Genomic DNA, 19,698 nt, shown 5'->3' on the forward strand with positions numbered 1-19,698 from the left:
CAAACTCCTTGTGCTCGACGCGGGCCGAGCGAATACGGTCAAGCGCTAAACGCCACTTGGTAAGCGGTGTATTTGCGCACATTGATCACCCCACTATCGAGGATCAAATACTGGCCTTTGATGCCCAGTAAGGTGCCACTGATCTCGGGGGTTTTATCCAAGTCTAGGCTGACCACCTTGGTGGGGTAAGCGCTAACGGGGTAGTTAATCTCAAGCGGGGCTAGATCTGTCACTGGCTGAATAGCCTGCAAACCAAAGCGCGCTTGCAGCGTGTGGAGCTGATCTTGGCACAAGGCCAGCAGGCGATCGCGCTCAGCGGGCAAATCCAGTAACGGGGTGTCGCCTTTTAGTAAGGCGCGCCAGTTGGTGCGATCGGTGACATGGGCACGAATGGCGTCTTCCACTAAGCCTGATTGCTGGCGAGTGCTCACCCGCAACATCGGCAACGCTTGCCGCGCACCTTGATCGAGCCAGCGCGTGGGCATTTGCGTGCCACGGGTAATGCCGACCTTAAAGCCGGTGGAGTTGGCCAAGTACACCACGTGCTCGGTCATGCAGAACTGCTCGCCCCAACTGGGCTCGCGGCAGGTGCCGGCATCGTAGTGACAGCGCTCGGGGCTCATGATGCAGGTGTCGCACTGGGCCAGCTTTTTAAAGCAGGGATAACAATAGCCTTGGCTGAAGCTTTTTTTGGTCAAGCGGCCGCAATGAGTGCAGTGGATTTGCTGCTGAAAGCTCAAGGCAATCGGCTGACCGAGCAGCGGGTTCAGCGCGATCCGCGCCTCATCAAGACATAGCTGATACTGCGCCGCACCGCGCTCATCCAAGGTGACGGCCATTTTGCGCAGCGCACCTTGGGCTTGTGTGGCCATCAGTGCAGGGTATCCGAGCCAAGAATTTTAATCGGCTCGGCATGCTCGTGCTCATGTTTGCCTTGCGACTTGCACGCTTGCTCCATGTAACCGGTGTGCTGATCTTCCGGCAGGTGGTCTTTCTCCCAAGCGATCATGGCTTGTAAGCACAGCTCTTTTTGCTCAACGCTGAGCTTGCGCCCATCGGCCCATTTGCCAATTTCTACGGCGGTTTTCAGACTTTGATAAATCTCAGGCGTGATGCTTTGCAGCAACTCATGAAACGACGACATACGACCTTCTACCTCATTAATGTGACGCCAAACGGCGTTTATCCCACTCAGCCACAAGCAAGCCCAGCGCGCAGCCAGCCAATAAGCCACCCACATGCGCGGCATTGGCAACGTACAGATCAAACTGCTCCAACACGCCGCTGGCACACACCAGCAACCAGCCAAGCATCAAGCCGACCAAGGCTTTAGGTAACGCATAGTGCGCGCACGGCAAGCGCCACTGATACAGCCAACAAAAGCCCAGCAGGCCATAGACCACACCCGACAACCCACCAAACAGGGGCGACGCGTTGAACGCATACTGGGCAAGGTTGGCCGCCAGCGCCGTGATCAGCAACAAGAGCCCATACAAAAGCCGCCCTTGGCGCAGCTCAATGCGCTGCCCTAGCTCCCACAGCCACAAACTGTTGAACACGATATGCAGCACGCTGAAATGCAGCAGCGCTGGCGTAACCACGCGCCACCACTGCCCGCTGGCCAAGGTGTCGGCCAAGCTTTGTACCTGCAAATACTCACCGTGCACACTAAAGGCTTGCAGGCTAAGCCAAGCCACTACCTCTAAGCGCTGGCCAAGCCCGCTGACCAACGCCACCACGCATGACAGCGCCAGCACTGTCGCGCTGAGCCAGCACACGCGCAGGCGCTGCAGCAATGCCGGCGCTTGTTCACTCGGCGAGTGTGACCCGGGAGCGCTGACTTGCGCTGCTACCGCAGCCCACGCAGCGGGGCCTTGCTGATACAGCTGCTGCACGCCTTCGGCAATCGCTGGCGGCACCCACAACACTTGCTCGCCCGACTCTTCAGCCACCCGACACGGCACGCCGGCACGCTGTAATTGGGCGACAAAGACGGACAGGTCTTCATCTAGCGGGCAACGCAGGGCGATTACAGGCTTCACGCGGCATCCTCAGGACGCGGCACGGCAATCGCGACGAACTTATCGCGGTGCAAATGCCGTTCGCCGTCGAAACGGTAGGCCACCAGCTGGCCGTATTTGACCGCGCTGTAATCCAAACACGCCAAGTTCGGGCGGATCGGCGCGGGCTTGCCGCTTTGCCAGTAGTGCCCGACAAACAACGGCGGCTCAGTAGCCCCGTACGTCAGCAGGCCCGCGCGCTGCTGGGCGCTAAGCGGCAACTGGGCGACATCGTCAGGCAAGCCATCGGGCTGAAACACAATATCGCCGTAGGTTTGCGGGTTTTCTTCCCAGAATTTGGTGCGGAAAAAGGCGCGGGTAAAGCCATCGCTGCCGGTCAAGGTCATACCGTGCGGCAAGGCCATGTCGGTGCCACGCAACAGTCGATCTAAGGTTTGTCGGGCAAAGCTGGCGCGTTCGCACGAAGCCTGCAAAAAGTGCTCATCGATGCGCCCGTCCGGGTACAGCTGGCGCAGCGGCTCAATCAACGTCGCGTCCCAGCAAGCGTGCACTACACGAAAATTGCCGCCATCGATAAACAACGGCAGCTTCTGTAACCACGCCAAGTCATCGGCCCACTCTTGCGGGTAGTCCGCGTACTGATCGAGCGTTTCACGAATAATCCGCTCGTGGCGCGCATTGTGCTCCCGCACAAACTGCCGACCAGAGCCCGGCAAGGCATGGGTGTACCAACCCAAGGCGTTGTATTCATGGTTACCCATGATGCACAAGGCGAAACCGGCATCGACCATGCCGCGCACCAAGCGCACTACTTCACGAATACGCGGGCCGCGATCTAGCAAATCACCGAGAAAAATCGCCCGTCTTGTGGGGTGTTGCCATACGCCATCTTGCAGACCGTAGCCTAATTGACTCAGCAGTCTTTCTAGCGTGCGTGCGCAACCGTGGATATCCCCAATCAGGTCATACCCCAGCAGCTCACTGGCCGGCGCAATACGCACTAGTCATGCCCTCCCAAACGGCTGCCCCAACCTAATTTGGTACGGCACACTTCATAAAAGTTATGGTCAAGCGGGTGGATCAAGCGCAGTTTTTGCGATTTTTTATAAATCGTCAGGGTGTCACCCGGCGCACAGGTGACATGGTTTTGCCCGTCGCAAGAGACCTGCGGATAGATGTTCATATCCTGCGACACCACGACTTTCAGCTCGCTGTTGCCATCCACCACCATCGGGCGGCTGGACAAGGTGTGCGGGTACATTGGCACCACCACGATCGCGTCAAGCTTGGGGTGCATGATCGGCCCACCTGCCGACAAGGCGTAGGCGGTCGAGCCCGTAGGCGTCGCGACGATCAAACCATCGGCTTTTTGGCTGCACACAAACTGGCCATCGATAAACATTTCAAATTCGATCATGCGCGTCGACTTACCCGGATGCAGGATGATGTCGTTCAAGGCATCCGCCTGCGCGATCGGGGTTTCACCGCGACGCACCACGCACTCCAGCAAAAAACGGCTCTCGACGGTGTACTGCCCATCCAGCACTTCGGCGACCTTTTGCTCCAGCTCATCAGGGCGGATATCGGTCAGAAAGCCTAAGCTGCCGCGATTAACCCCCAACACCGGCACCTTGTAACGCGCCAACGCTCGCGCCGCCCCCAGCAGACTGCCGTCGCCACCGACCACAATCACCAGATCGCAAATTTCGCCCATCATTTTTTTTGAGCACACCTGCAAGCCATGCCCCGGTAACAACTCAGCGATAGGCTCATCCAGAATCACCGCCAAACCACGGCCGCCCAAGAACTTGCGCAGCCGACGCACCGTTTCAATCACTTGAGAACTGCCAAGGCGGCCGATGATGCCGATGTTACGAAACTGCTCCATGGGGCGCTTCCGTCGCTGAATGAGGCGGGAATTATCCGTCAGGCACCACGCATGGGGCAAACCAGCACAGGCAGCAAAAATTGAAAAACCAGCCACACTGTTAATAGCCGCCTTACATAGCCCCTGTGCAAAGGCGGCGAATGACCGCCTAACGGAAAAGGACGCCATGTCACCTTTGCGCCATCACCTTGTACTGCTGATTGCTATTTTTGCGCTTAGCCTAAGCGGCCCCAGCATGGCAGCCAGCCTGGTGCTGAGCGCCGAAGAGCAAGCGTTTGTGCGCCAGCATCCGGTGATCCGCATTGGTGTAGACCCCGCCTACGCGCCGTATGCTTTTATTGATAACGACGGCCAGTACCGCGGCCTATCAGCTGACATCATGGCGCTGGTGAGTGAGCGTACCGGCCTGATCTTTGAGGTCGTGCCCAACCTTAGCTGGCCGGAGATTTTGCAAGCCGCACAACGGCGCGAACTCGACCTCATCACCACCACCGCTTTACGCCCCGAGCGCGAGGCGTACCTCAACTTCACCCGCATCTATATCAAAAGCCCGCTTGTCACCGTGACCCGCATCGAGCATCCGCGCATTGATAGCGCCAGCGAATTCGAGCAAACCTCCATCGCACTGGTCACGGGTTACAACGCCAGCGCAGAGGTCATGGCGCGCTACCCCAAGGTTAAGCCCCTAATGGTTGACACCATGTTGCAGGGCCTCACCGCTGTTTCTACCGGCAAAGTCGACGCCTTTGTGGGTGTGCTCGGCGTCAGCAACCACCTGATTCACCAACACGGCTTGAGCAACCTTGAAGTCAATGCCGGCTTCGACATGCAACACAACGGACAACGCCTAGCCATTCGCAAAGACTGGCCCGTACTGGCGCAGCTGATGGACCGCACCTTAGCCAGCCTCGACCGCAAGCAAATGCAGGCGCTGCTGGATAAGTGGCTGCCAGTTAACTACGAGCAACTGGCGCAAATTCCCGCCGGGATTAGCGCCGCCCAACAACAGTGGCTCGACCAACACCCAACCGTTCGCGTTGGCGTGCTTAGCGGCTCAGCGCCGTACGAAACCTTCTCCAGCGATCGGCAGCACGGCGGTCTCGCCAGCGCCTACCTCGGTAAGCTCAAGCAATTCACTGGGCAAACCTTTGAGTTCCATGAGGCCGACAGCCAAGAAGCCCTGCTGGCCATGCTACGCAGCGGCAGCATCGACCTGATCAGCGCTTGGTATAAACAAAGCACCCCAGAAGACCTTCGCAGCAGTCAAGATTACTTAAGCTCACCACTCCTGGTGATCGCCACCCGCCCCAATCCGGCAGGCGCTGGCCAACTGGACAACCAGCGCATCGCCGTTATCCGCGAGAGTTTTACCAGTTTATGGCTGGCCAGCAACAGCCAGAGCAGCACCGTTGCGCACAACAATGCTCAAGGCGTGCTCGACAGCCTGCTCGACAACGACAGCGACCTTGCCGTGTTACCCGCTGCCATTGCCCTGCCACTGCTGCAACAAGCGCGCTACGAGCAGCTCAAAGTCACCGCAACACTGCCCAACGACTTACGTCTACGCATGCTAGTGCGTAGCGATTGGCCACAACAACAAGCCTTGATTGACCTGATGCTGCGCAACACCAGCGAGAGCGACCACGTAAGCCTGCGCAATACCTGGCTGATGCCGCCTACCCAATACGGCCTCGACCCCAACCGAGTATTGAGCTGGGCGCTTGCCGCCTTCTTACTCGCGGCACTGGGCTATACCCTGATCGTGACATGGAACTACCGGCTAAAAACCAAGCTAGCCCAGCAACGCGAAGCGCAACAAATGCTCCTCGAAGGGCGGGAAAAAACCCTTGAGCTGATGATCCTTGAAGTCGAACAGCGCGAGTTGGCGCAACAAGCGCTGCGTAACAATGAACGCTTGCTACGCCGCGCCCAAACTGTAGCCGGCGTGGGGAGCTGGGTATGGCAGACCGACAACCCCGCGCTGGATATTTCAGAAGAAGCCGCGCGCATCTTAAATTGGCCGCACGCCAACCCACTGACCTTCGAACGCCTGTGCGAACACCTGCATCCCGAAGACCGCCGCCGCTTTGAGCTGGACTGGCAAGCCTGCCTCAATGGCCATGAGATGGACGGCGAGTACCGTTTATTGATTAATAACCAGTCCCACTGGGTTGGGGTCTGTGCTGAACGCGAAGGGCAAAACGCCCACACGAAAGTGGTCGCCACCTTGCACGACCTACATGAAATGCGCTGTCAACAAGCCGAGTACAACCGTCTTCACCAACAGATGGACGCACTGATCGAAGGCTCGATTGACTGCATCTTCGTCAAAGACGAGCAAGGCCACTATTTAGTTGCCAACCGCGCCCTGTGCGAGCTGGTCAACTTAAGCCCTGAACAACTGATCGGCAAACTCGACAGTGATCTATTTCCCGCTGACTTAGCTGAGCAATACCGCGAAGACGATCAGCGCTTCATGCAGTTGCAGCACGCTTGCACCTACGAGGAACAAGTACAAACGGCCAACGGCCGGCGCGCCTTTTTAACCACCAAAGGACCGCTGATTGTGGATGGCCAAGTGCGCGGCGTGTTCGGTATTTCCCGCGAGATTTCTGAGCTTAAAAAAGCCGAAGAAAAGATCCGCCTACTCAACACCACCCTCGAAAACCGCGTGGCGCAACGCACCGCCGAGTTAGAGCAGGTCAACCAAGAGCTTCGCAGCTTCAGCTACTCGGTGTCGCACGACTTAAAAGCCCCGCTGCGCGCCATTCAGGGTTATAGCCAGCTGCTGCTGGAAGATCACAACGCATCCCTGAATCCCGAAGGCCAGCACTTCCTCATTACCATCAGTCAGAGCGCCGGCCAAATGGCCACGCTGATCGATAATCTCTTGGACTATTCGCGCACCGAACGACAGGCACTGCAAAGCGAACCGGTCCACCTTGAGCACCTGTGCCAAACCATCATTGACTTGCACCGCCAGCAGCTCGATGAGCTCAACGCCGAAGTGTCATTGCAGCTGCATGACATCACACTGCAAAGCGACGCCCGCTGCTTACAGCAAATCTTGGGCAACCTGATCGACAACGCGATCAAGTTCCGGCATCCGGAACTCCCCCCCGTGATTGAAGTCAGCGCCCGGCTGGATAGTCAATATTGCACCTTGCGCGTTCACGACAACGGCGTAGGGTTTGAGATGAAGTACCAAACGCGCATTTTCGATATTTTTCAGCGCTTACACAGCCAAACAGAATACCCAGGCACCGGCATCGGCTTGGCCATCGTCCGCAAAGCCGCCCAACGCCTTAATGCGCAGGTATGGGCTGACAGCAAACCCGGCTTGGGCAGCAGTTTTTATGTGAGGATTCCGCGCTATGACCGCGATCAACCGCAGCATCTTGCTGATTGAAGACAATCCGCTGGATATCGACTTAACCCAGCGCGCATTTGCTCGGCAGAACATCGCTAATCCGCTGCACATTGCCCGCAACTGCGAGCAAGCGCGCCAGCAGTTCAATACGTGGCAAAGCAACAAAACGTTGCCGGCGCTGATTCTGCTCGATATCAATCTGTGCGGCGAAAACGGTCTAGAGCTATTAGAAGAGCTGCGCAAAAACCCTCTCACCACCCATACGCCGGTGGTTGTTCTAAGCTCATCCCAAGAACACCACGACATCAGCCAGGCCTATCAATCTGGCGCCAGTGCCTATTTGGTCAAGCCCATTAACTTTATTGAGTTCAGCCAAATGATTGCTGAACTCAGCAGTTTTTGGGGTCAGCGCAACCAACTTATCCAGTGAGCAACCGCATGCACCTATACCTGCTGGAAGACTCACCCACCGATGGCGACTTAATGCGCCGCTTTATTCAGCGCGCGCGCCCTGAATGGCACGTGCACATTGGCCACAGCTTAAGCGCAGCACGCAGCGACCAGCGCTGCCAGCGCAGTGATGTGTTATTGCTCGACCTGCATTTGCCCGATGGCAGCGGCTTGGACTTACTGCTGGAAAGCCGTGCGCAAGCCTCCAATCAAACCATCGTAATGCTCACCGGCCAAGGTGATGAAGAATCCGCCGTACGCGCCCTTAAAGCCGGCGCCGACGACTACATCGCCAAGCGCGGCAACTACCTAGAACGCTTACCCGAACTGCTGGAGCAAGCCTGTGAGCGCCGACAAGGGGAAGCCTCGGTGTTTCAGCGGGGTTTAAATGTGCTGTACGTCGAGCATGACGCGCATGACATCGACCTCACTTATCGCCACCTACGCCGCCATGCGCCGCACATAGAGTTAGAGATTTGCCGCAACGCACCCGACTGCGAACAACGCCTAAGCCAAGACCCTGCCCCAGATGTCCTGCTGATTGACTACCGCCTGCCGGGCGACAATGCCATCGAGCTGATCCAACGCCTGCATCAACAAAACCTGAACCACCTGCCCATCATTCTGATCACCGGCCAAGGCACCGAAGAAGTCGCCGCACAAGCCCTACGAATCGGCGTCAGCGATTACGTAGTAAAGCATGCCGCATACTTATTTGAACTGCCCGCAATATTAGAGAAAGCTCAACGCGAACACCTTTTTGAGCAAAAACAAATCGCCCACATTGAAGCCGAGCAAACACTTCATTTACAGGCTGCCGTTTTCAGAAGCAGCCACAACGGCATACTGATTGCGGATTTACGCCGCCGGATCATCAGCGTCAATCCAGCACTGTGTCGCGTAACGGGCTATCAAGAACACGAGCTCATCGGCCAAGTGGCAAACGTTTTTCGCTCTGGCCTGCATGGCCCAGAGTTCTATCAAAACATGTGGTATGGACTGATGGATCAAGGCTTCTGGGAGGGCGAGATCTGGAATAAGAACAAGCAAGGTGAAGTGCATTTAATGCGCCTCAGCCTCAGCCGCATTAACGACACCCACGGCCTGCCGCGCCACTACGTGGCTGTTTATACCGATCTCAGTCAGTTGCACCAAGCCGAATCGCAACTGCAGTACTTAAGTCATCACGACCAATTGACCGGCTTAGCCAATCGACTGCTATTGGTTAGTCGGCTTGAGCAACTGTTTAAGCTTGATCAACACAACAGCACCATCGCCATTCTGCACTTAGACTTGAACAACTTCAGCCGCATCAATGACAGCCTAGGCCAAGCCAGTGGCGATCAATTGTTGCGCCTTATGGCGCAGCGTTTTTCCCGCATCATCACCGACAGCGAAACCTTGGCGCGCTTAGGCTCCGATGAGTTTTTATTGCTAGTGCCCAACAGCAGTACCGAGCATGCGGCTCAGCGCGCCAATGCTTTGCTGGCCTGCTGCCATGCACCGTTTGAGTTAGGCAGTGGCTCGCAATACATCCACGCGTGCATTGGTGTCAGCCTCAGCCACAGCGAGATAAGCAGCGCCGAAGAACTACTCATTCAAGCCGACGCCGCCATGCACAAGGCCAAACAGCAGGGCCAGCAGCACATTTGCTTCTACCACGAGCGCGATACGCAACACGCGCGCAAACGCCTAGAGCTGGAGAATCGCTTACGCCGCGCACTGGCCAACGATGAATTCCACCTGCACTACCAACCTCTCGCGCAACTCGGGGACAACCATGTCATCGGCGCCGAAGCCTTGCTGCGCTGGCAACCCGCACAAGGAGAGGCCCTAGGCCCGAGCGACTTCATCCCCGTATTGGAAGAGAGCGGCCTGATCACCGAAGTCGGTCAGTGGGTGCTCGACACCGCCTGCCGCCAAACCCGCGCTTGGTTAGATCAAGGTTTTAGCTTGACCACGATGGCGGTCAACTTATCGACCTGCCAGCTACGTTTGGCCCCGATTCTTGAACACGTGCAATACACCCTACAAAGCACAGGTTTAGCCGCGCACTACTTGGAGTTAGAAGTCACCGAATCGGGGTTGCTTGAGCACAGCGAACAAACCTTGACCGTCTTACAAGGACTGCGCGACTTAGGCGTACGCATTGCTGTAGACGACTTCGGCACCGGCTACTCGTCCCTCGCTTACTTAAGCCGCTTACCGCTCGATAAGCTGAAAATCGACCGCAGCTTTATCACCCAACTGCAGGACAGCCCGCGCGACGCCAGCATTGTGCGCGCCATTATCGCCATGGCACGCAGCCTTGATCTGCACGTCCTGGCCGAGGGGGTTGAGAACGAAAGCCAAGCGCGACAACTGCTCGACTTGGGCGCCCAGCTGTTTCAGGGGTATTGGTTAAGCCCCCCCATCCCCGCCGAGCAGTTTGCCCAACGTTTTTTACAGCCACTTAAGGTTTAACGCTTACGGCACAAGGTTAAACCGTCGCCCACCGGCAGCAGTGACAGGTCGATACGGGCATCAGCATGCAGCGCTTTATTCAGCGACTGCAAGGCGCGTGTGTCGGCATCGGCACTGTCAGCCTCGAGCACACGGCCACTCCACAACGTGTTATCCAGCATGATCACCCCGCCGGGGCGAACAAGGCTTAAGCCAAGCTCAACATATTCGGCGTAAGAGGTCTTATCCGCGTCGATAAACATGGCGTCGTACTGGCCCGCCTCGCCGGCTTTCAGCCGTGCCATCAAGGTCTCTTCGGCCGGTGCCAGACACAGCTCAATGCGCTCGCGCAGCCCAGCGGCTTGCCAGTAACGCTGCGCCACCGCGGTCCACTTGGCCGACACATCGCAACACAACAAATAACCGTCTGGCCCCACCGCCTCGGCCATACACAGCGCGCTGTAGCCGGTGAAGGTGCCCACTTCGATCACCCGCTTAGCGCCGATCAGCTTGAGTAACAGCGCCATGAACTGCCCCTGTTCGGGAGCAATCTGCATCCGCGCCATGGTCAAAGACGCCGTTTCATCGCGTAACTGGCGCTGCCACGGGGTTTCACGCAGGGAAACCGCGCACAGGTAGTGATACAGGCTGTCATCCAAGTTCAGGGTACGGTTACTCATGGTCTTCTCCTTGTTCGCTGCGCCCAAGTCGCGTCCAAAACTGACGCGCAAGTCACAGACACCCACTCACGTTTATCGCAGTCTTAACACAGTAGACAACGATTTCCGTCCGTGGCCAGGCAGGCTCGGCTCATCACGCAGGGATTGCCTTATGCGCTGGCAATACCCATGTCCACCTCAACTGCCCTTAAACGCCTCGACTTTCGCCCACCTCGGCGCTGGCCGTGGCGTATTCTGCAAGCCCTCGGCCATTGTTTGATGATCGCCAGTGTTTGTTTATTAGCCATCGACGCCCTGTGGCTGCTCAATCCGCCAAGCCTCGCTGAGCCGCTGGCGCCTGCTGGCTCGCTATCGGCCTTCAGTCTAACGCCATTACTACTCGGCTATTGGTTGCAGCGCATGGCAGTAAAAAAGCTGCGCGATTGCCCTGCTCTGGTGTTGGCTAAGCATTTACGCCGCTGACCCAAGCCCACTGGCTGGTTACAATAGCCGCCGGAGGCCACCATGCACGACACAGACAACAGCGACGATTTCGACCTTTTCCGTCAATCGGTCAAAGGCGTTAAGCGCATCAGCCACGACCGCGCCGATGTCGGCAAAGCCGCCAGCGACCTAGCCACCCTGAAAGTTCGCCAAGCCAGTGCGACCCAGCGTAGCCAGCAAACGCGCGTCGACGGCCTATCCGACTTATTCATTATTGATGTCGGTGCCGAAGACGAGCTGTATTGGGCGCGTGATGGCGTACAAGACAGCCAACTCAAGCGTCTTAAAAGTGGGCAAATCCCCTTTGAGGGCAGCATTGACCTGCACGGCATGAGCGTGGAAAAAGCCCGCGAAACCCTGTGGGACTTTTTCGCCGAAGCCAGCAAGCTGGAAGTACGCTGCGTCCGTGTGACGCACGGCAAAGCGGCGCGAATGGATGGGCGCAAACCCATGCTCAAAAGCCACGTTAATACGTGGCTACGCCAACACCCGTTGGTACTCGGCTTTGTGTCTTGCCAGCCCAAACATGGCGGCACTGGCGCCTTGTACGTACTGCTTAAGCGCCACATGATGGAAGGCCGCGACGACTAGACCGTGTCTCACCTGCCGCCTTATTTGGCGCCGTGCGCCTTGCCACTGCTCGCTTCGCCGCCTACTCTGCCGCTGTTTTAAGCCTTAGCCATAGAAGATTGCTTATGTCACTGGACCAACATTACACCGCCATTCTGAGTCTGCTTGGCGAAGATCCACAGCGCGAAGGCCTGCTTGATACGCCCAAACGTGCCGCCAAAGCCATGCAGTATTTGTGTCGCGGTTATGAGCAAACGCTGGAAGAAGTGGTGGGCAGCGCCCTGTTCAGCTCGGACAACAGCGAGCTGGTGCTGGTAAAAAACATCGAGCTGTACTCACTGTGCGAACACCACCTGCTGCCCTTTATCGGCAAGGTGCATGTCGGTTACTTGCCCAATGGCAAGGTGCTGGGGCTGTCTAAAGTCGCCCGCATCGTCGACATGTTCGGCCGCCGCCTGCAAATTCAAGAAAACCTCACCCGCCAAATCGCCGAAGGCATTCAACAAGTGACCGGCGCTTTGGGGGTCGGCGTGGTGATCGAAGCTCAGCACATGTGCATGATGATGCGCGGCGTCGAAAAGCAAAACTCCTCGATGGTCAGCTCCGTGATGCTCGGCGAATTGCGCGATAACGCCGCCACCCGCAGCGAGTTTTTAAGCCTGATTCAGTAAAGCATCTGCAACAAAAAAGGCCTGTCGCTTTCGCCACAGGCCTTTTTTGTGCGCGGAAGGTTATTCCGGCCGCATGTGCGGGAACAAAATCACATCACGGATCGACGGCGAGTTGGTCAGCAGCATCACCAAACGATCAATGCCGATCCCTTCTCCGGCGGTGGGTGGCATGCCGTATTCCAAGGCGCGAACAAAGTCAGCGTCAAAGTGCATGGCCTCGTCATCGCCGGCGTCTTTATCAGCCACTTGCGCCAGGAAGCGTTCGGCTTGGTCTTCGGCGTCGTTCAACTCCGAATAAGCGTTGGCGATTTCACGGCCACCAATGAACAGCTCGAAGCGGTCGGTGACATTCGGGTTGTCGTCGTTGCGACGGGCCAGCGGCGACACTTCAAACGGGTATTCGGTGATGAAGGTCGGTTGTTCCAGCTTATGCTCGACCAACTCTTCAAAAATCATCACTTGCAGCTTGCCCAACCCTTCATGACCCAGCAGTTTGGCGCCGGCTTTTTTCGCCAGTACGCGCGCGGCTTCAAGGTCATTCAGGTCAGCAGCGCTGATCTCTGGGTTGTACTTGAGAATCGAGTCGAACACGGACAAGCGCACAAACGGCTCACCAAAATGGAACACCTTGTCGCCGTAAGGCACATCGGTGCTGCCCAGTACGGCTTGCGCCAACTCGCGGAATAGCGCTTCGGTCAGGTCCATGTTGTCTTCGTAGTCGGCGTAAGCCTGATAGAACTCCAACATGGTGAATTCTGGATTGTGCCGCGTTGACACGCCTTCGTTACGGAAGTTGCGGTTGATCTCGAACACCTTCTCAAAGCCGCCCACCACCAAGCGCTTGAGGTACAGCTCCGGCGCAATCCGCAGGAACATGTCCATATCAAGCGCATTGTGGTGCGTTTCAAACGGCTTTGCCGCCGCGCCGCCCGGAATGGCTTGCAGCATCGGCGTTTCCACTTCCAAGAAGCCACGCTCGGCCAAGAAGCGGCGAATGTGCGCGATCACTTGCGAACGAACGCGGAAGGTATCGCGTACTTCTTCGTTCATGATCAGGTCAACATAACGCTGACGATAGCGCTGTTCGGTATCGGTCAGGCCGTGGAACTTGTCCGGCAACGGCCGCAGCGATTTGGTCAGCAAGCGTACGTTGGTCATTTCGACGTACAGATCACCCTTACCCGAGCGCGCCAAGGTGCCTTCAGCGGCGATGATGTCGCCCAAGTCCCACGTTTTCACCGCTTCCAGCGTTTCGGCCGGCAAGGTTTTGCGGTTGACGTACACCTGAATGCGCCCGCTCATGTCTTGAATCACCATGAAGGCGCCACGATTGAGCACCAAACGCCCAGCCACCTTAACCGGAATAGCCGCTGCCTCTAGCGCTTCTTTACTGTGCTGCGCATAGGTTTTCTGCAGATCGGCGCAGTAGCTGTCACGACGAAAATCATTGGGGAAGGCATTGCCCTGCGCCCGCACGGCGGCGAGCTTTTCTTTACGCTGGGCAATCAGCTTGTTTTCTTCGTGCTGCAATTCGCTAGGGTCGAGGTGTTGATCGCTCATGTCATTGATTCCACTGTAAAACGGGCGGCAAACAGGCTTATAGGCCTTGCTTGAGGCTAGCTTCAATAAATTGGTCGAGGTCGCCGTCCAGCACTGCATCGCAGTTACTGGTTTCGATGCCTGTGCGCAGGTCTTTAATCCGTGAGGCGTCCAGTACGTACGAACGAATTTGGTGGCCCCAGCCGATGTCCGACTTGGTGTCTTCCAAGGCTTGCGCGGCAGCGCTGCGCTTTTGCATTTCCAGCTCGTACAACTTGGCGCGCAGCATCTTCATAGCACGATCACGGTTTTGGTGCTGCGAACGCTCAGTCTGGCACGACGCCACCACGCCGGTGGGTACGTGGGTAATACGCACAGCCGAATCGGTGGTGTTAACGTGCTGACCACCGGCACCGGAGGAGCGGTAAGTGTCCGTGCGCAGGTCAGCCGGATTGATGTCGATATCGATGTTGTCGTCGATTTCAGGCGAGGCAAACACCGCAGAAAAGGACGTATGCCGGCGATTACCCGAGTCAAATGGGCTTTTACGCACCAAGCGATGCACACCGATCTCGGTACGCAACCAGCCAAAGGCGTATTCACCACGCACGTGCACGGTGGCGCTCTTGATACCCGCCACTTCACCTTCTGAGAGTTCAACGATTTCCGTATCGAAGCCGTGTTGCGCGGCCCAGCGCAGGTACATACGCAGCAAAATGTTGGCCCAATCTTGCGCCTCGGTACCGCCGGAGCCTGACTGAATATCGAGATAGCAGTTGTTCGGGTCCATCTCGCCGCTGAACATACGGCGGAACTCGAGCTTCTCAAGGGACACGCGCAGACGATTAACTTCAGTCTCGACGTCAGCGACAGCGGCTTCGTCTTCTTCTTCGGCAGCCATTTCCAGCAAGTCGGTGCAGTCGGCTAAACCGCCGAGCAACTCGTCCAGCGTTTCAATAATCAAAGCCAGCTGAGCGCGTTCACGCCCTAGATTCTGAGCGTTTTCGGGGTTATTCCAGATTTCCGGATCTTCTAGCTCGCGCTCGACCTCGGTCAGACGATCACGCTTGTGATCGTAGTCAAAGATACCCCCTGATGGTCTCGGTACGATCCTTCAGGTCTTTGATGGCGTTCTGGATGGGATTGATTTCCACGGACGGCGCCTCTTAAAAGCGGTGAACAAAAAAGGCACTTATGTTACCTCAAGAAACGGTGCGCTGACGAATGCCAAACGCACCGTTTACCGCTTACAGGCTTTGTTGCAAGGCCTGCAGTTGACTGACAATTTCGGCGCAACTGCGCTCAACCATTAATGGCGCCATGTCTTCGTCATAATTAAGCAAACGGCCATGGATAAAACGCCAGCGCATTTGCATATCACGCACACGTTGCGTGGCCTCAGGACGGGCAGCTAAGGCATTGGCTAAAGCCGTTAAATCTTGGTCCAAGGCTTTGGTTTGCTGGTCCAAGTCCTGCGCCAAGAAGCTCGCCGTGTCTTCACTCAAGGGTTCCAAGTCACCGACGTAGGCTCTGGCCGTGTAGCGCGCCGCCAAATACTGAAAGCGTGTTGGCAAATCCCACAACAGAGCTTGCTCAGGCGATAACGCTGGATTCTGCTGCACCACCGCACCGCTCTGCTGTAACCCCTGTAATAAGGCGGCCAATGCGTTGCTGAAATTCAGATTGAAGTCCCACGGCAAGTCTGGCGAGCTGGGGTCATAGGCCAACGCATCACGCACTTGCTGCTCATACGCGCTCAAGGCTTGTTGCGCCGGCGCCGCATGCGCTGCGGGCAAGCCCTGCAAGTTGCTGCGCAGCTGCTGCAAATCGGTGTCAGCCTGAGCGACTTTCGCCTGCTCGCGCCCTTCACCACGATGAACAAACACCTGCGTGGCCGCCGAAAGCGCCACGACTTGCGCATTTTGTTGCTGTGTTTGTTCAGGCGTTAGCGCAGCGTACGCGCCGCTCATGCAAGACATCAGCACCACAAACGCAGCCACGAAAACACGCTTACTGTTGTTAGCCATAGACACATCACTCCTTGAGGAAACGGCGCAGTGTAGAGCCGTCAGCGAAAGACTCAACACGCCTCAAGATGGGTGATAAGCAACTGAACTGACTCGCGACCGCGAAACTCATTCACTTCAAGCTTATACACCAAGCGTGCCCACTGCCGTGTTGGATTCGGCCATTCTGAGCGTTCGACATTAAAGGCGATGCCATCCACCTGCACACGCCCGCACTCACTCTGCAATTGCAGCTTGAGGTGTTTGTCTTTTAATAAGCGTTGATCGAGCAATTTGAACACGCCATGAAACACCGGCTCAGGGAAGGCTTGCCCCCACGGCCCTGCCGCACGCAAAGACTGTGCTACCGGCATCACCATTTCATCAGCAGACAACACTCCATCACTGAGTATCCGCCCGGTTAAATCTTCTGCGGATAACTGACGCCGCACCTCGGCATCAAACGCCGCCGCAAACGCGGCGAAGTGCTCCGACGGCAACGACAAGCCCGCCGCCATGGCGTGGCCACCAAACTTACTGATCAATGCAGGGTTACGCGCCGCCACCGCATCCAAGGCATCACGCACGTGCAGACCGGCAATAGAACGCGCCGAACCCTTAAGCAGGCCGTCGCCGGCATCGGCAAAGGCGATAGTCGGGCGGTGATAACGCTCCTTAAGACGCGAGGCGAGAATCCCGATCACACCTTGATGCCAATCAGGCTCATACACACACAAGCCAAACGGTAGATTCGCCTCGTCCAGTTGCTTCAACTGAGCCAAAGCTTCGCGCTGCATGCCCTGCTCAATCTGTTTGCGATCGTTATTGAGCTGATCCAGCTCCACCGCCATCTCACGAGCCTGCTCGGCGTCATCACAGAGCAAACACTCAATGCCATAGGCCATATCATCCAAGCGCCCAGCGGCATTCAAGCGTGGCCCTAAGATGAAGCCCAAGTCAGTCGAGCTCACGCGCTCAACAAACTTACTGGCCACCTCCAGCAAGGCGCGAATACCGGGACGGCAATGACCCGCGCGAATACGCGCCAATCCCTGATAAACCAAGATGCGGTTATTGGCATCCAGTGGCACCACATCCGCCACGCTACCTAAGGCGACTAAGTCGAGTAGCTCTGCCAAGTTAGGCTCAGGTCGCTCAGCAAAAGCGCCTTGTTCACGCAAGTGCGCCCGTAAGCCCAGCAGCACATAAAACATCACCCCAACCCCAGCCAAGGCCTTGCTAGCAAAGTCACAACCCGGCTGATTAGGGTTCACGATGGCGTCAGCATCCGGCAGAGTCGCACCAGGCAGATGGTGATCGGTAATCAGTACGCGCATGCCCAGTGCTTTGGCGGCGGCAACCCCTTCAACACTCGAAATGCCGTTATCTACGGTGAGCAACAACTGTGGCTTACGCTTGGCCGCCACCGCGACGATTTCAGGGGTTAAGCCGTAACCGTACTCAAAGCGGTTGGGCACCAAGTAATCCACCCGCTGGGCACCCAACATCCGCAGCCCCAACAGCGCGACCGCGCTGGCAGTGGCGCCATCGGCATCGAAGTCCCCCACGACTAAGATCGACCACTGTTCGGCAAGCGCTTGCGCTAATAAAGGCAGTGCTTGCGGCATGCCCTTCAAGCCTTGCCACGGCAGCAGGCTCTTTAATCCACGAGCTAGCTCAGTCGCGTTCGTCACGCCACGGGCGGCATAGATGCGCGACAACAGCGGCGTATCCGCCAGCATGGGCACTTGCGCGGGTACTGAGCGGGCCTCAATCAGCATTAGCGGTGTTCGCCTTTAAGCCACTCCATCGGTAGCTCGATTTGTCCGCGCTCATCGGAAACAAACAACACCCCATCGCTGATCATCACGCCCCAACTGATCGTACGCGGCAAACCAGTGCTGAGCTCAGCCAGTGGCTCTTGCGGCAAGGCAACAATATCCACATTGTTTAGCCCGCCAATATTGCCGACAACTTTGGGCGTCCACTGCTTAATGTTGCCGTACGTCATCAAGCTCACACGCTCTGAACGGCGACTACACCAGGTCAGGCGATCAGCATCAGGCTGGCCAACCTCTATCCAGTGGGCCACGCGACCATCCAAATGCTTGCTCCATAGCGCTGGCTCATCCACATCAGATAAGCCGCGACCAAAAGCCAAAGCCTCGTCGTACCACAGGGCATAGGCCAATAACCGAACGGCCAAACGCTCTTCTGTTTCCGAAGGGTGACGAGCCACTGTCATGCGCAGCGTGGCATAAACGCCACGGTCCATGTCGCTGATATTGAGTTCGGCTTTATATGTTGTGGCCTGCAAAGCCATGGAGTTCTCCTTAGGCTGCGCATCAGCGGCAGCAAACAACAAGGGCCGCTAAACGGCCCTTGTTAAACATGCGAAATTTTTATTGAGCTTCGCGGTGATAGCGCGTGGCGCGCTCCACTTCTTCTTTCGAACCCAAGAACACCGCAACACGCTCGTGCAGTGATGAGGGTTGTAACTCCATGATCCGCTGCACACCATTGGTGGCGGCACCGCCAGCCTGCTCAATAATGAAAGACATCGGGTTCGCTTCATACATCAAGCGCAATTTGCCGGGCTTCTCTGGCTCGCGAGCATCACGCGGGTACATGAAGATACCGCCACGGGTCAGAATGCGATGAACATCCGCGACCATAGAGGCAATCCAACGCATGTTGTAATTTTTTTCCAGCGGGCCTGTTTCGCCCGCCAGCATCTCGCTCACATAACGCTGTACAGGTTCTTCCCAGTGGCGCTGGTTAGACGCATTGATCGCGAACTCTTGGGTCGTCTCTGGCACATGGACATTATCGTGGGTCAACACAAAAGAGCCGACTTCGCGATCCAATGTGAAACCTTTAACCCCATGGCCTAAGGTCAGCATCAACATGGTCTGCGGCCCGTAGATCGCATAGCCCGCAGCCACTTGCTCAACACCCGGCTGTAAAAATGCTTTTTCACACGGCAGCGTGACGCCTTCAGGGCAGCGCAGCACCGAGAAGATGGTCCCCACTGAAACGTTTACATCAATGTTGGAAGAGCCATCTAGCGGATCAAACAACAGCAGATACTTGCCTTTGGGGAACTCACCGGGAATCTGATAAGCATCTTCCATCTCTTCAGAGGCCATCGCAGCTAAATGGCCGCCCCACTCGTTTGCTTCCAACAAAATCTCGTTGGAAATCACATCGAGTTTCTTTTGCGCTTCACCCTGCACATTGTCGGTGCCTGCATTGCCTAAAACACCACCCAGTGCGCCTTTTGATACGGCATGACTGATCGCCTTACAGGCCCGCGCAACCACTTCAATAAGAAAGCGCAAATCGGCTGGCGTTTCTTGGTTGCGTGTTTGCTCAATCAAGTAACGGCTCAGGGTGATACGTGACATGGAAAAGACTCCAGATAAATTCGCCGGCAATTTTACCGCGAAACACAGCCTGCCGCCTTAACGCATTTAGGCCTTGTTTGGGTTTTCTTTGCTGCAAAGCAAAACCCCCGAGCCATTGGCTCAGGGGTTTTGGGATAGGTGCTTGACGATGACCTACTCTCACATGGGGAG

At 56.7% G+C, this 19,698-nt stretch carries 19 protein-coding genes; 6 read left to right on the plus strand and 13 right to left on the minus strand.

Features of this window, described 5'->3' with window-relative positions; translation table 11 throughout:
- Nucleotides 1-38 precede the first annotated feature (38 nt).
- Genes MKI83_RS06595 through MKI83_RS06615 form a run of 5 tightly spaced genes read right to left on the minus strand, consistent with a single transcriptional unit; the run spans nt 39 to nt 3,909 of the window.
- Nucleotides 39-872 carry a DUF2797 domain-containing protein gene (locus MKI83_RS06595; RefSeq protein WP_241584207.1) on the minus strand — a complete coding sequence of 278 codons (834 nt, stop codon included), beginning with the start codon at nt 870-872 and terminating at the stop codon, nt 39-41.
- Nucleotides 872-1,144 (minus strand): YeaC family protein, encoded by a 273-nt coding sequence (locus MKI83_RS06600; protein ID WP_241584209.1) that lies wholly within the window; start codon nt 1,142-1,144, stop codon nt 872-874. The genes MKI83_RS06595 and MKI83_RS06600 overlap by 1 nt, the downstream gene beginning before the upstream one ends.
- A 16-nt stretch (nt 1,145-1,160) precedes the next feature.
- Entirely contained in the window at nt 1,161-2,042 is an 882-nt protein-coding gene (locus MKI83_RS06605) for a rhomboid family intramembrane serine protease (protein ID WP_241584212.1), read from the minus strand.
- The gene (locus MKI83_RS06610) at nt 2,039-3,016 is read right to left on the minus strand and encodes a metallophosphoesterase (protein WP_241584284.1); all 978 of its coding nucleotides are present in this window, start codon (nt 3,014-3,016) and stop codon (nt 2,039-2,041) included. The genes MKI83_RS06605 and MKI83_RS06610 overlap by 4 nt, the downstream gene beginning before the upstream one ends.
- A gap of 5 nt (nt 3,017-3,021) precedes the next feature.
- Nucleotides 3,022-3,909: an NAD(+) kinase gene (locus MKI83_RS06615; protein ID WP_241584213.1), complete on the minus strand. Its 888-nt coding sequence runs from the start codon at nt 3,907-3,909 to the stop codon at nt 3,022-3,024.
- 166 nt (nt 3,910-4,075) lie between these two features.
- Here MKI83_RS06615 and MKI83_RS06620 point away from each other — a divergent pair, with 166 nt between their 5' ends.
- Genes MKI83_RS06620 through MKI83_RS06630 form a run of 3 tightly spaced genes read left to right on the plus strand, consistent with a single transcriptional unit; the run spans nt 4,076 to nt 10,192 of the window.
- Complete coding sequence (locus tag MKI83_RS06620; RefSeq protein WP_241584216.1) at nt 4,076-7,318, plus strand: transporter substrate-binding domain-containing protein; 3,243 nt, start codon at nt 4,076-4,078, stop codon at nt 7,316-7,318.
- A complete protein-coding gene (locus tag MKI83_RS06625; RefSeq protein ID WP_241584218.1) occupies nt 7,284-7,709 on the plus strand; it encodes a response regulator in 426 nt (141 codons plus the stop codon). The genes MKI83_RS06620 and MKI83_RS06625 overlap by 35 nt, the downstream gene beginning before the upstream one ends.
- 8 nt (nt 7,710-7,717) lie before the next feature.
- Nucleotides 7,718-10,192 (plus strand): two-component system response regulator, encoded by a 2,475-nt coding sequence (locus MKI83_RS06630; protein ID WP_241584220.1) that lies wholly within the window; start codon nt 7,718-7,720, stop codon nt 10,190-10,192.
- Here MKI83_RS06630 and MKI83_RS06635 read toward each other — a convergent pair.
- Nucleotides 10,189-10,851, minus strand: a complete 663-nt coding sequence (locus MKI83_RS06635) for an O-methyltransferase (RefSeq protein ID WP_241584221.1) — start codon at nt 10,849-10,851, stop codon at nt 10,189-10,191. The genes MKI83_RS06630 and MKI83_RS06635 overlap by 4 nt on opposite strands.
- A gap of 168 nt (nt 10,852-11,019) precedes the next feature.
- Between MKI83_RS06635 and MKI83_RS06640 the strand changes: the two genes are divergently transcribed.
- From MKI83_RS06640 to folE, 3 genes are all read left to right on the plus strand, one after another.
- Nucleotides 11,020-11,313 (plus strand): hypothetical protein, encoded by a 294-nt coding sequence (locus tag MKI83_RS06640; RefSeq protein WP_241584223.1) that lies wholly within the window; start codon nt 11,020-11,022, stop codon nt 11,311-11,313.
- Between the two features lie 42 nt (nt 11,314-11,355).
- On the plus strand, nt 11,356-11,925 hold the full coding sequence (locus MKI83_RS06645; protein ID WP_241584224.1) for a Smr/MutS family protein: 570 nt from the start codon (nt 11,356-11,358) through the stop codon (nt 11,923-11,925).
- 104 nt (nt 11,926-12,029) lie between these two features.
- Nucleotides 12,030-12,575, plus strand: a complete 546-nt coding sequence (gene folE / locus MKI83_RS06650; protein WP_241584226.1) for a GTP cyclohydrolase I FolE — start codon at nt 12,030-12,032, stop codon at nt 12,573-12,575.
- Nucleotides 12,576-12,635: 60 nt separating this feature from the next.
- Here the strand turns inward: folE and lysS are convergent, their stop codons facing one another.
- The 7 genes from lysS to MKI83_RS06685 all read right to left on the minus strand — a co-directional run.
- Nucleotides 12,636-14,135, minus strand: a complete 1,500-nt coding sequence (lysS, locus tag MKI83_RS06655) for a lysine--tRNA ligase (RefSeq protein ID WP_241584230.1) — start codon at nt 14,133-14,135, stop codon at nt 12,636-12,638.
- A 37-nt stretch (nt 14,136-14,172) separates the two neighbouring features.
- Nucleotides 14,173-15,268, minus strand: a protein-coding gene (gene prfB, locus MKI83_RS06660) for a peptide chain release factor 2 (RefSeq protein ID WP_241584233.1) whose coding sequence is annotated in 2 segments (ribosomal slippage) — nt 14,173-15,195 and nt 15,197-15,268 — 1,095 coding nt in all. Because the reading frame shifts where the segments join, the coding sequence is not laid out codon by codon here.
- A gap of 93 nt (nt 15,269-15,361) precedes the next feature.
- The gene (locus tag MKI83_RS06665; RefSeq protein ID WP_241584235.1) at nt 15,362-16,141 is read right to left on the minus strand and encodes a hypothetical protein; all 780 of its coding nucleotides are present in this window, start codon (nt 16,139-16,141) and stop codon (nt 15,362-15,364) included.
- Nucleotides 16,142-16,194: 53 nt separating this feature from the next.
- Nucleotides 16,195-17,901 carry a single-stranded-DNA-specific exonuclease RecJ gene (gene recJ, locus MKI83_RS06670; protein WP_241584237.1) on the minus strand — a complete coding sequence of 569 codons (1,707 nt, stop codon included), beginning with the start codon at nt 17,899-17,901 and terminating at the stop codon, nt 16,195-16,197.
- A complete protein-coding gene (locus MKI83_RS06675) occupies nt 17,901-18,443 on the minus strand; it encodes a YaeQ family protein (RefSeq protein ID WP_241584240.1) in 543 nt (180 codons plus the stop codon). The genes recJ and MKI83_RS06675 overlap by 1 nt, the downstream gene beginning before the upstream one ends.
- A 79-nt stretch (nt 18,444-18,522) precedes the next feature.
- Complete coding sequence (locus tag MKI83_RS06680) at nt 18,523-19,527, minus strand: class 1 fructose-bisphosphatase (protein WP_241584242.1); 1,005 nt, start codon at nt 19,525-19,527, stop codon at nt 18,523-18,525.
- Nucleotides 19,493-19,698, minus strand: a 206-nt coding sequence (locus MKI83_RS06685) for a hypothetical protein (RefSeq protein ID WP_241584244.1), incomplete at its 5' end; no start/stop codon positions are given. The genes MKI83_RS06680 and MKI83_RS06685, both read right to left, overlap by 35 nt.

This window comes from Atopomonas sediminilitoris (assembly GCF_022601735.1).
GTDB lineage: Bacteria > Pseudomonadota > Gammaproteobacteria > Pseudomonadales > Pseudomonadaceae > Atopomonas > Atopomonas sediminilitoris.